Here is a 10,614-nt window from a genome sequence, read left to right on the forward strand (position 1 = left end):
TGCTCGTAGGCAACTCGTCGAACACCGACCGTCGCTCGCATTGCCGCCTAACCTTTCCATCGAGCGGACATGTTCCAGCAGGCTTTGCCTGCTTCCACATGCCGCTCATGTCAAACGTTAGGCCTTCGATGTCGCGAACACGCTCGAACCTTGAGAGAGCCGCCGGTAAGCTGATCGCCGCAATCCAGAAGGAGTGGACAGCTGAAATGGGCACGCCCACGTCGAGTGCCACCGAGCATGTCCTGCATACTTCACATGGCTTGCTCCAAGCGGCTACAGCGCATGGCACGATCGCCGGTGTCATTGGCACAGGCTCCGTCGCAAGCTTGCTTGGCACTGAGTGGGTCGAAGCGCATCCCGGCGTGCTGCCATACATTCGCGGCCTTGAAAGTGTGAACGAGGCTGAGCATGGGTAGGTGCGCGTGTATCGGCTTTCCCGGTTGCTCCACATCACTCGAGCAAGCGAGGTCGTGCGGTCACAAGCATGGGCCTAACCCTTCCATCGAGCGGACGATTTCCAGCGGGCTGCGCCCGCTTCCAACCGCCGCTCATGTCAAACGTTAGGCTTCATTCAATGTCACGCTACGTTCCTGAGTCCGCAATCGACTATGAAGCCGTGTTTCGCCGCTGTGGTCGCAACATGGGTGACGAAGACTTCGCGCTGTTCAAATGTCCAAGTTGCAGGCGCGTCTATCTCATGGAATACGAAGTCGACACCGTCTACCTCGACGGAAACGACCTATCGCAACGGGAAGACGCTACGGATCCACACCATCCCTTCGTCTGCATAGGCTGCAGGAACCCTCTGCCAGCAGGCGCTTGGGTCGGCCCGCGCGCGGAAGAGCGGTTCCAAGTCACTTGGCCCGAGTTAGAGGCAAGCGCATGGTCATGGGTCGCGACGCCGCTGCGGAGCTTCGGCGATGAAGCCTAACCCTTCCATCGAGGGGACGGTTTCCAGCGGGCTGCGCCCGCCTCCAACCGCCGCTCATGTCAAACGTTAGACGCTAGAACGGGCTCCCGGAGTGATTCAATGTTTCTCGGTTCTTGTGGTGGCGTTTGCAGCAGCTTCGACTGCGGCTCCTCCGTTTCCGATCTCGTTTGGTGATACCTTTTTCCGCGTGAACTCTGCGGCAATGGCGCCGTCGCTACCCGCCGGATCGCTGGGAATCACCGAGCCGTTGGTATCACCGCCCGCCCGTGGAGATGTTGTCGTGTTTCGAGGGCATCACGACCCGCAGACGCGCTATGCTCTTCGAGTGGTTGGTTTGCCGGGCGAGCGTATCGAGTTTGACGATGGCTACCCGGTTGTCGATGGGCAGAAGGTCAAAGACCTGACTCCATGGATACCGCCGTCGCAAACTGGGTGGGCCAAGTTCCCCGCCTGGAACAAGGCATACGTCGTGCCAGAACATTCCTACTACTTGTTGGCCGACAACCATGCTCAGATGGCCTACGACTCACTAGCCTTCGGCGCCGTAGCTCGAAACGACATTGTTGGCACCATTGTTGAGTGGGATCAGGCCTTGCGCACTCCCGGGCGCGTGGGTGCCGCACTTGAAAGGTTCTTTTCGGTCCTTCGAGCGCAAATGCCAGTTGGAGAAGATGTCTCCCTAGTAGACGTTAAGGTCATCAGCGACTCCGAGCTACGTCTTACTTATGCGGCATCGCCAACACTCCTTGCGACTGTTCAGCCTGCCCTGCGGGTCGGCCTGTGTGGCAACAGGTTTCTCCGCCTCGCCACTGGCTTGCAGGTTCACTATGTGTTCGTGGACTCAAAGGATCGGACTCATGCCGAATTTCGCTTTGACACGAGAACTTGCGACAAGCTCTAGGGTGATCGCGTCTAACCCTTCCATGGAGCGGACGGTTTCCAGCGGGCTGCGCCCGCTTCCAACCGCCGCTCATCTCAAACGTTAGAGCGCAACGTACGCATGGAGACCGAATTGGCCGTCCGATTCACTGCTGGCGCGGTCGTCTACGCGATGAACGTGCCCAAGGTCAGCGCGTTCTATGCAAAAGTAGCTGGGCTGCGCACCACACATGCGGAGCAAAGCTATGTCGTGCTTGAGTCAGTCGCTTTCCAACTCGTTGTCGTCGCCATTCCTCCCCACATCGCGGCGTCCATCCAGGTCACCGTGCCGCCGCAGCGCCGCGAGGACACTGCCGTCAAGCTTGTCCTTCCTGTCCCAAGCATCGCCAGCACACGTCTGGCTGCGCAGGCGTGCGGTGGTCAGCTCAACCCACCGGAGCGTGAATGGGAGTTTCAGGGTTCGCGCGTCTGCGACGGTCACGACCCTGAGGGCAATGTCGTGCAGTTTCGCCAGAATGCGCTCTAACCCTTCCATCGAGCGGACGGTTTCCAGCCGGCTTCGCCCGCTTCCAACCGCCGCTCATGTCAAACGTTAGGCCCCGAATGCTCAAGGCTCTTCTCGCATTTCTACGCAGATCCGAAATGCCAAGTGAAAAAATTCGCGCCGTCCTCAGGGACGAGCGAACCGAAGGAGACGTACGCTATCTGTGTGCAAGTTATTCGACCGAAGGAAATCTCGTTATCGAGGGTCAAGATATCGGAGACGGGGTCGAGGCTGCCTTTGGATGTCGCGAGTACGAGTGGACTTGGACCGTTGCCCGTACCGATTTGCCGAAACTGCTGGCCGCGCTTGACGCTGAGTCAAACCTGCTGAATGCCCTGGAAAATCGCTTTCGTGGACGCGCGGCCGCAGAACTGGGGCCGTTCCTCAAGGAAAATAACGTTCCCTATGAGAGTTGGAGCCGAATTGGTGACTAGCTGCACCGTGCACACGGCTGGGCCTAACCCCGCCATCGAGCGGACGGTTTCCAGCGGGCTGCGCCCGCCTCCAGCCGCCCCTCATGTCAAACGTTAGACGCAACCAATCCCATGGCGCTCTACTACGACAATCCCACTTCACTCTTGTCGCCGGAGGGCTGTGTTTCCGTCGAGCGTGTCTATGCTCTTCACTTCGCTCAGTTTGGTGAGGCCGAGTGGAAGCAACTCTTGCGCACCTTCGAGGCTCTACCGGCGTGGCAAGCTCAAGGTGAGCATGGCTGCTCTTGTTGGTTCAATAGGCTCGAAGAGAGTCCGTATCTACTCGCGTCCGTGGAGCCTTCGGGCTTGCTTGTCACGGGTGTCCTTGGCAAGCAGGAGTGGGAACAGTGGAATTCTGAGTTCGTCGCTAACCTGCCTACACTTCCAACCTTCGAGGTGTAGCGTGGCAGTTGCGTCTAACCCTTCCATCGACCGGACGGTTTCCAGCAGGCTGCGCCTGCTTCCAACCGCCGCTCATGTCAAACGTTAGGCGGCATGAATGCTCTACGTCGCGGTCCTCGCTATGTCTCTCGTCTCGTGCGGCGTCGGCTTCCTGCTCGAAATCACGGAGGGCAACGTTCGCCATGTCCAGAATGGGCGCCAACCCAGCGCGGGTGCAGCATTGTTTCCCTGCATTCCGCTGGTCCAACTAGCCTGCCTTCTGGCAGCGTGGGGAATGAATCAAGTCGCTCAGAATGCGGGTTATGTCGTCATGGCCTATGCTCTTATCAGCGTGGCTGTTCGGTTCCGGCGGTATCAAAGGTCGTCGCTTGAGCTGAAGAGGCTTATGGCAACAACTCATGCATCTTCTCCTAGGGCGCCTGCCGCCTAACCCTTCCATCGAGCGGACGGTTTCCAGCGGGCTGCGCCCGCTTCCAACCGCCGCTCATGTCAAACGTTAGGCGCTATGAACTTGGCAGATCTCCCTCCGTGCACTGTTGTTGCCTCAGCGACTCACTTCGAGATTGAGTTGCTCAAGCAACCAACCGTTGAAGTCGCGTTCTCTTCGAGCGAAGAGGAGGCCATCTACGAGCGAGCTGACGCGGAGCTGGCATCAAAAATCCAAGAGGTAGCCGAAGCCGCGTGCGGTTCGCGCAATGCGGAAGACCTGGTCCATACGAACTGGGACTGGTATCCGACAAAGAGTCGCAGCGTGGAGCTTGACGAACAGGTATTTTCACCAGCCCTCGTACAACAGTTGATTCAGCTTTTGGAAGGCACCTACGCTGACTGGCGAATCTATCTCAACGTCTACAAGTCGCTCACACGAAATTCCCAAGACTTCGGGGTTGCGTGCTTGTCTAAGAGCCGAATCATCATTCAGCAGAGTCTGTATGAGCGCCTTTCAGCAAGCGCCTAACCCTTCCATCGAGGGGACTTGCTCCAGCGGGCTTCGCCCGCCTACGCAAGCCCCTCATGTCAAACGTTAGCCCCCATGAGCAAATTCCTGCAGATACTTGTGCCCGCGATCGCAGCCTCGGCTGCCGGGTTCTTGCCACACAAGCTGTTCGCAGATTGGCTTCCGCACTGGGTCGGCGCCCACATGGAAGGCGTGCAAATCAAGGTCCCGCCGTACGGTCCTGAGGTCGTTGTTCCGGCAGCACTCACCTACATCGAGCCTGGGCTTGCCTATCTCGCGGCTTATGTCCTGGTGCGCAAGGCCACACCCACTTCGTCTGTGTTCGTCAGGGCGCTGCTAGTAGCGGCGCTGTGCCTGGGGCTCGAGGGCTCTATTGTTCGCATGCCACTCATGCAACTGGTCATCGGCAATCCGCTCTGGGTCACACTCTTGCAGCACGCGGGCATCTGGGTGCCCTACGTAGCTGCCAGTCTCGTCGTGGCGTATACGTTCGAGTTGGTTGGCAAACTGGGGGCTAACCCTTCCATCGAGTGGACAGACGACGGCCGGCTTCGCCCGCCGTCGTCTGCCGCTCATGTCAAACGTTAGGCAGCATGCAATACATCCAGTTTGGCGAGTACCTTGGCGCTGTGCGCATCACTGGGCCAACGCACAACCTCCTTCAGGTTCGTTTGCAGCAAGCAGAGCAAGGTGCACCTGTCTGCGAAAGGCTTCCTCCCGTCGGTCCAGCGATTCACAAGGCGCTCAGCGAGTCGGCCATCATGGCTAGCGTCTTGGCCGGTGTCGCTCTGGCAAACGAGCGTCGCGGCTCTAGCTATGCAGTCACCCACGTTCGGTATGTGCCGGATGACTCTGGTCCGGAGTCAATGTATTCAGAGCTTGCCTGTGGCATCGTCGAGCACCTCGTGAGCGGTGGTACCTTTCAGCCTTCATCTCAGGCCGGTCCGCATGCTGCCCAACCCTTCGTAGCACGCGGGTGAACTCAAACGTTAGGCGCCGAAAGCAGTCCACGTGAGAGCAACGCAGCTCGCAGATCCCTCGGTCAATGCGCACTACAGTGGCGTAGCGAACGAATTTCCTGAAATGCGGCCAATGCAGGAGTTGGTTGAGCGCTTGTCCAAGCAGGCGTATGCCAGCCACTTTCCCGCATCGACATCACACGACGCTCTTGTAGTTGGCCCTATCACAGTCGAGTACTGGCCTCATGTCAAAGTATTTCGCATCCACTACCACGGGAACGTTGAAGACGCTCAAGAGCGCAGGTTCTCCTCCACTGGCGAAGCGGAAGGTTTCATCAATGCCCTCGCAATTCGAGCCGTGTCACCAAGACCTGGCGCCTAACCCATCCATCGAGCGGACGGTTTCCAGCGGGCTGCGCCCGCTGGAAACCGCCGCTCATGTCAAACGTTAGGCGTCGCCCACAATGCCCGAGTCATCGCCATCCAAGATCTACTTCCCCGACGAGGTTGCAGTGGCGCTTTGCGTCTATGGATCGGATCTCGATCCGATCGAAGTCACAAAGCTACTTGGGGTCGACCCAACGCATGCCCACAGAAGGGGTGAGCGGAAGACACTCCGCAGCCCGCCTTGGGACAAAGGCGCCTGGATTCGCGAGCTTCGATGTTTCGAACCCATTGACCCCGACGGAATGTTCGAAGAACTGCTCCTCGACGTTTCGAGTGAGCCAGCAGTCTGGCGTAGCTTGGCCTCACGGTTTCAACTCCGTGTCGATTTCGCTGTTCACACAGATGTCGGATGCACCTTCGTGTTGAGCCCTAACACCGTTCAGCGTATCGCCGCGCTTGGCGCGGAGTTCCAGATATACATTCAAGCCTATGGCGACAACGACGCCTAACCCTTCCATCGAGAGGACATGCGACAGCAGGCGAAGCCTGCTGTCGCATGTCCTCTCATGTCAAACGTTAGGCGTCTTGAAGACTTCGACATGACGATTGCTCGAAAACACACCCGCCCGCTGTCCGTCGATGGTGTCCAGTATCGATGGATGCTCAAGGAAACCGACTATGGGGCCTGGTTTGAGTTGTTGCTTGTAGTCGAGGCAGAGGAGTGTCGAAATGGAGAGCAGTTGGTCGCTCACATCGAGGCACTCCATAGACGGGAGAACGACGCCGTGACGCCCGGCGTCGTGGCCGAGCTCATCAGAGTGGCGCGCAAATCTGGGTGGGATCCCACTCGGCCCGGCAGTCGCCCAGTCTGCGACGACCTGTTTCTTCAGCTTGTTCGATCGAGGGCCCTCCTTGGCTGAAATTCATCGGGGAAGAGCAATGCAAACCGTCCCGTGGTGGCGCCATTGGCACCATCCGCCTAACCCCTCCATCGAGCGGACGGTTTCCAGCGGGCTGCGCCCGCTTCCAACCGCCGCTCATGTCAAACGTTAGGCCCTGACGAAGATGCCCGTGTTGTCCACAACCAATCTCGCTGACGCGGCCGACCATCCAATTCTTCTCGAACCCTATGGGTACGAGATCAAGGGCGTCAATTACACAACTCAAAGCGGACCATATGGGTCGCTTGAATTGAAGCTCGAGAAGGGTGCAAGCACGATTGTTCTGCGCTTTGAGGGTGTTCATGAGCTTGAGATCGATGCTGGCTTTCCGCACTCATACATGGGGTTGGAAATACTGGACGTTAGCTATCTGGGCTGGGAGCATGAAAAGGTTCGTGTTCAAGGCTTCGAAGACTCGCCAGGCATTCGCTTCTGGGCGCGGGAGGTATGCCGTGTTGAGCCAGCATCGGCCTAACCTTTCCATCGAGCGGACGGTTTCCAGCGGGCGGTGCCCGCTTCCAACCGCCGCTCATGTCAAACGTTAGGCCGCAAGATCATGGATCGTGAAGACATCTATAGACGAGTCATTGAAGTTGCCGAGCGTTTCGGTCCTGGAAATCCTCAGGAAGTTAAGCTTCTCTCCTCGCAGCTCACCAAGTGCGAACCCGCAGAGGTTTTCGCAGGTCTCCTGCTCGTGTTTTCTCGTAGCGTGCCAACTGAAGCAAACTACCCGAAGCAAGAGCTTGCAGGCCGCATGCTAGAAAGGCTGAATCCGAAGGCGTCCATCGATGTCGCGCAAACTCTGCGTGCGGTGCTGCCGTCATACAACCTGAGCATAGAACAAGTACCTCAGTATTTGGCTGCGCGCTGTGGCAAGGACAGAGTCGTTCGAGAGCTTCTATTGTTTGAGTCCGAGGAACATGAGCCAAGGTCAAAGGCTGCGGCAAAGACAATGCGGTGGTGGTTGGGCGCTCACACATCAAGCTAGAGGCGGCGTCCGGCCTAACCCCTCCATCGAGCGGACGGTTTCCAGCGGGCTTCGCCCGCTTCCAACTGCCGCTCATGTCAAACGTTAGGCGCCTTGGGAGCGATCCATGCCATTCGGCCTTGCTTCTCTAGTCCTCATTTCCGCCTCGCTTGGCTTGGCGCTCATCTACTTTGCATTGCTGACGGTCGGTGTGCGCGTCGCTAGGAGGCTATTGCCCGACAGTCACCGATATCAAGGCAGACTCGCCGAGGTCTCCGAGAATTCAAAGCAGCTTGCATTGTGGGCAGTCAAGCGCATCCAGTGGTTCTTGGTCTTCGCGATAGTTTCCGCGGGAGTTTTCATAACACTCCTGTACTCGTAGTTCGCTCCAAGGTCGTGCGTCTATGTCTATCATTTTGTACCTTGCGCAACCATCCTATGTCGCCTAACCCTTCCATCGAGCGGACGGTTTCCAGCAGGCTGCGCCCGCTTCCAGCCGCCGCTCATGTCAAACGTTGGGCCGCTAAAGTGCGTACCGACTGCTTTTCCGAATTCCACTATGCCCTCACCTCGTGCGCCTCGTCGTATCCATCGCCAAGCGTCCGTTGCTCTAGTAGCAGCTTCGCTAGCGGCACTCACCGTGCCCACGCACTCGGCGCCGAACGACCGTTGGCGCATCAAGGAGATGGAAGGCGGTTGCGTAGCGTTGTCTACCGTCTTCAAAGACAAGATTGCCATCAGCGATGACGCCACCCCTCGGCAATTGGTGACGAAATTGCGAGCGGTATGGCCGCAAGCGCGGCTCTCTGTCACGCTGGATGACTTCAACGCGGAGAGCAAGCCTGGAGATCTTCCGCTTCACCAGCATCCTTGGGCCAGGCACTTGACGCGGACTAACGCATACACGATCAAGGCTGGCTCTGAAATGGAACTGCTCTTGTTTACCGAAACGCTGTGCAAAGCTCTAGCCATACCACTTGAGTAACCTCTGCCCTAGGACGTCCAATGCAACAGCGGGCTAACCCTTCCATCGAGCGGACGGTTTGAAGCGGGCTGCGCCCGCTTCAAACCGCCGCTCATGTCAAACGTTAGGCGCCATATGACAGATCGCACCTTGCGACCGTTAGCCGTCTGGTTCATGACGTTGATCGCGATCCTTGTGGCACTGGGCCTTCAGACAGTGCTCGAAGCGATCATTCCTGCAAGCGTTGCCAATCTGGAGTTCGGTTGGCCGGACAAGACCGTGATTTACCATGCTGGCCAGCACTACTGGCTCGCCGAGTCGATCGTCCGATTTGTGGGCTTCTTTGTCGGCGGCTACGTCGGAGGTCGCATGGTTGTTGCCATGCGTCGCCGGGTCTCTGTGCTTCTTGCCGTAGCGGCAGTCGTAGTCACTCTGTTCCAGCAGTTGCCGGGGCCAGGTCCACTGTCGTTGTGGGTTCTTTGGGCATTTGCAGCACCTGTCGCGATCGTTGCGGGCGCCTACGTTGCACGCGCAAGGCGTCACGTCTCCCCACCATAGCCGTACGGTGACGTCTAACCCTTCCATCGAGCGGACGGTCTCCAGCGGGCTGCGCCCGCCTCCAACCGCCCCTCATGTCAAACGTTAGGCCGCCCAAACCGCCATGAGCACGATCGCCATTGCCGATGTTCAGTACCGACAAGGCTTCTTGGAAGTCATGCCCGGCATTCACGAAGGCCACATCAACCTCGAGGCGTGGAACGTTTCCCCGAGCGTCTCACCACTCCCAGATTCAGTCACATCACACCTCATCCAAGACAAAGACGTGGTGTCCAATGTTGAGCTCGAACTGTCAGTTGCCCAGGCGCGAGTCCTTGTGGGTCTCCTTGAAAGTGCGATTCGAGATGTCGAAAAAAAGTTTGTCTCTGGCAAGCCCTAAGGCCAGCTTGTCGTCGCAGGGACCGTTTGCGCCCAACGCGGCTTGCTCCCGAGGTGGTCGGCCTAACCCTTCCATCGAGCGGACGGGGAGCTTGTCTCGGTTTCGTTGACACTTCCACCTAACAGAGGAAGTGTTCAGTGGGTACTCCCGGACCTCAGAAGATCAATCGTTACGGCGTCGCCTTCAAGTTGAAGGCCGTGCAGATGAGCAACCAGCCCGGCGTGCTCATCAAGGACGTCGCCGAGTCGTTGTGCATTCACCCGTTCATGCTGTCGAAGTGGCGCAAGCAAGTGCGCGACGGCGAGCTGGTGGGCAAACCTGCGCCACTAGAACCAGCGGCAGTCGCTGAGCTGCAGCGTCTGCGTGACGTCGAGCAGCAGTTCAAGCGCCTTCAGATGGAGCATGACCTGCTAAAAAAAGCTATCCGGTTTGCCTCGGAACGAAAAGCGAAGCCTTCGCCTTCATCGCGGCAAACCGGCAAACGTACCCGGTCCAAGTGATGTGCGCGCTGTACGGGGTGACGCGCGGGGGCTTCTACGCCTGGTTGCGTCGTCAGCCCAGCGAGCGTTCGCAACGCGATGCGCAATTGGTCGAGCAGGTGCGCCAGGTTCATGAACGCAGCCGTGGCTACTACGGCAGCCCGCGTGTCACGGGGCAGCTTCGTCGCGATGGCTTGGCCGTGGGCCGTCGTCGCGTGGCGCGGCTGATGCGCCTGGCTGGCCTGCAGGGGCGCAGCGCTCGCTTGTACCGGCGATCCAAGGTCGGCCAGCGTGCGTTCTTCGCCAGCGTGCCGCGGCTTCAACTGAGCGAACCCAGTGGACCCAATCAGCTCTGGGTCGGGGATGTCACCTATTCGAACGCCGCGTACTCCACACCACGATCGCTGTGGAACACCAGCCCCGGTTGCGGCCTGCGGTTGCGTGCCGCCTGGCGCAGCGCAGCACGGGTCAGCGCGGCGTCGCGACGGTGGCTCAGGCTCCAACCCGCGATCCGTCTGGAGTGACGATCCATCACGGTGGCGAGGTAACGCCATTGGCCAGCGACCTTCAGGTACCGCGACGAGCTTCGCAGGTTGGGCATCTTGCAGAGCATGAACCGTCCGGGCAAGATGAACGACAACGCCCACATGGAGTCGTTCTTCCATTCGAGGAAGACCGAGGAGCTGTACGGCAAGGCCTTCGCCGATGATCTGCAACTGCGACGCATCTTGAGCAGCTACATCACGTTCTACAACCAGCAGCGACTTCACTCGTCGCTGCGATACCTCCCTCC

The 10,614-nt window shown here is 58.7% G+C and carries 16 protein-coding genes and 1 pseudogene; 14 read left to right on the plus strand and 3 right to left on the minus strand.

Going from position 1 to position 10,614, the window contains the following annotated elements; genetic code table 11:
- A partial coding sequence (locus DZC73_RS30095; RefSeq protein ID WP_216629195.1) for a hypothetical protein occupies positions 1 to 232 on the minus strand: 232 nt, incomplete at its 3' end.
- Between the two features lie 790 nt (positions 233 to 1,022).
- Between DZC73_RS30095 and lepB the strand changes: the two genes are divergently transcribed.
- From lepB to DZC73_RS30765, 7 genes are all read left to right on the plus strand, one after another.
- Entirely contained in the window at positions 1,023 to 1,832 is an 810-nt protein-coding gene (lepB, locus tag DZC73_RS29355; protein ID WP_124543959.1) for a signal peptidase I, read from the plus strand.
- A gap of 99 nt (positions 1,833 to 1,931) precedes the next feature.
- A complete protein-coding gene (locus DZC73_RS29360; RefSeq protein WP_124543960.1) occupies positions 1,932 to 2,336 on the plus strand; it encodes a VOC family protein in 405 nt (134 codons plus the stop codon).
- A gap of 77 nt (positions 2,337 to 2,413) precedes the next feature.
- On the plus strand, positions 2,414 to 2,788 hold the full coding sequence (locus tag DZC73_RS29365; RefSeq protein WP_124543961.1) for a hypothetical protein: 375 nt from the start codon (positions 2,414 to 2,416) through the stop codon (positions 2,786 to 2,788).
- A gap of 111 nt (positions 2,789 to 2,899) precedes the next feature.
- Entirely contained in the window at positions 2,900 to 3,229 is a 330-nt protein-coding gene (locus DZC73_RS29370) for a hypothetical protein (protein ID WP_124543962.1), read from the plus strand.
- 568 nt (positions 3,230 to 3,797) lie between these two features.
- On the plus strand, positions 3,798 to 4,187 hold the full coding sequence (locus tag DZC73_RS29375) for a hypothetical protein (protein WP_124543963.1): 390 nt from the start codon (positions 3,798 to 3,800) through the stop codon (positions 4,185 to 4,187).
- Between the two features lie 75 nt (positions 4,188 to 4,262).
- Positions 4,263 to 4,775, plus strand: a complete 513-nt coding sequence (locus tag DZC73_RS29380; protein WP_124543964.1) for a hypothetical protein — start codon at positions 4,263 to 4,265, stop codon at positions 4,773 to 4,775.
- Positions 4,776 to 5,610: 835 nt separating this feature from the next.
- Entirely contained in the window at positions 5,611 to 6,042 is a 432-nt protein-coding gene (locus tag DZC73_RS30765) for a DUF4279 domain-containing protein (protein WP_124543965.1), read from the plus strand.
- 60 nt (positions 6,043 to 6,102) lie between these two features.
- Here the strand turns inward: DZC73_RS30765 and DZC73_RS29390 are convergent, their stop codons facing one another.
- Entirely contained in the window at positions 6,103 to 6,285 is a 183-nt protein-coding gene (locus DZC73_RS29390) for a hypothetical protein (RefSeq protein ID WP_124543966.1), read from the minus strand.
- Between the two features lie 319 nt (positions 6,286 to 6,604).
- On the opposite strand from DZC73_RS29390, the gene DZC73_RS29395 reads away from it, so the two are divergent.
- The 6 genes from DZC73_RS29395 to DZC73_RS29420 all read left to right on the plus strand — a co-directional run bounded on the left by DZC73_RS29395 (position 6,605) and on the right by DZC73_RS29420 (position 10,345).
- Positions 6,605 to 6,949 carry a hypothetical protein gene (locus tag DZC73_RS29395; protein WP_124543967.1) on the plus strand — a complete coding sequence of 115 codons (345 nt, stop codon included), beginning with the start codon at positions 6,605 to 6,607 and terminating at the stop codon, positions 6,947 to 6,949.
- Between the two features lie 81 nt (positions 6,950 to 7,030).
- Positions 7,031 to 7,462 (plus strand): hypothetical protein, encoded by a 432-nt coding sequence (locus DZC73_RS29400; RefSeq protein WP_124543968.1) that lies wholly within the window; start codon positions 7,031 to 7,033, stop codon positions 7,460 to 7,462.
- A 1,117-nt stretch (positions 7,463 to 8,579) separates the two neighbouring features.
- Positions 8,580 to 8,963, plus strand: a complete 384-nt coding sequence (locus DZC73_RS29405; RefSeq protein ID WP_124543969.1) for a hypothetical protein — start codon at positions 8,580 to 8,582, stop codon at positions 8,961 to 8,963.
- 103 nt (positions 8,964 to 9,066) lie between these two features.
- Positions 9,067 to 9,342: a hypothetical protein gene (locus tag DZC73_RS29410; RefSeq protein ID WP_124543970.1), complete on the plus strand. Its 276-nt coding sequence runs from the start codon at positions 9,067 to 9,069 to the stop codon at positions 9,340 to 9,342.
- Between the two features lie 137 nt (positions 9,343 to 9,479).
- Positions 9,480 to 9,842 (plus strand): transposase, encoded by a 363-nt coding sequence (locus tag DZC73_RS29415; RefSeq protein WP_124543971.1) that lies wholly within the window; start codon positions 9,480 to 9,482, stop codon positions 9,840 to 9,842.
- Entirely contained in the window at positions 9,842 to 10,345 is a 504-nt protein-coding gene (locus tag DZC73_RS29420; protein WP_124543972.1) for an IS3 family transposase, read from the plus strand. Before DZC73_RS29415 ends, DZC73_RS29420 begins: the two co-directional genes overlap by 1 nt.
- Here the strand turns inward: DZC73_RS29420 and DZC73_RS30770 are convergent.
- Positions 10,264 to 10,470: pseudogene (locus DZC73_RS30770) on the minus strand (DDE-type integrase/transposase/recombinase); the annotation flags it as partial. The gene DZC73_RS29420 and the pseudogene DZC73_RS30770 overlap by 82 nt on opposite strands.
- Here DZC73_RS30770 and DZC73_RS29430 point away from each other — a divergent pair.
- Positions 10,433 to 10,614, plus strand: a 182-nt coding sequence (locus DZC73_RS29430) for an integrase core domain-containing protein (protein WP_161974810.1), incomplete at its 3' end; no start/stop codon positions are given. The pseudogene DZC73_RS30770 and the gene DZC73_RS29430 sit on opposite strands and share 38 nt — an antisense overlap.

Source organism: Rhizobacter terrae (assembly GCF_003852895.1).
In the GTDB taxonomy this organism is placed as follows: domain Bacteria; phylum Pseudomonadota; class Gammaproteobacteria; order Burkholderiales; family Burkholderiaceae_C; genus Albitalea; species Albitalea terrae.

What these genes read in the sequence shown, in the direction of transcription:
- DZC73_RS29360 (WP_124543960.1), top strand. Translation starts at nt 1,932, where the DNA reads ATGGAGACCGAATTGGCCGTCCGATTCACTGCTGGCGCGGTCGTCTAC.
- DZC73_RS29365 (WP_124543961.1), top strand. Translation starts at nt 2,414, where the DNA reads ATGCTCAAGGCTCTTCTCGCATTTCTACGCAGATCCGAAATGCCAAGT.
- DZC73_RS29370 (WP_124543962.1), top strand. Translation starts at nt 2,900, where the DNA reads ATGGCGCTCTACTACGACAATCCCACTTCACTCTTGTCGCCGGAGGGC.
- DZC73_RS29380 (WP_124543964.1), top strand. Translation starts at nt 4,263, where the DNA reads ATGAGCAAATTCCTGCAGATACTTGTGCCCGCGATCGCAGCCTCGGCT.
- DZC73_RS30765 (WP_124543965.1), top strand. Translation starts at nt 5,611, where the DNA reads ATGCCCGAGTCATCGCCATCCAAGATCTACTTCCCCGACGAGGTTGCA.
- DZC73_RS29400 (WP_124543968.1), top strand. Translation starts at nt 7,031, where the DNA reads ATGGATCGTGAAGACATCTATAGACGAGTCATTGAAGTTGCCGAGCGT.
- DZC73_RS29405 (WP_124543969.1), top strand. Translation starts at nt 8,580, where the DNA reads ATGACGTTGATCGCGATCCTTGTGGCACTGGGCCTTCAGACAGTGCTC.
- DZC73_RS29410 (WP_124543970.1), top strand. Translation starts at nt 9,067, where the DNA reads ATGAGCACGATCGCCATTGCCGATGTTCAGTACCGACAAGGCTTCTTG.
- DZC73_RS29420 (WP_124543972.1), top strand. Translation starts at nt 9,842, where the DNA reads ATGTGCGCGCTGTACGGGGTGACGCGCGGGGGCTTCTACGCCTGGTTG.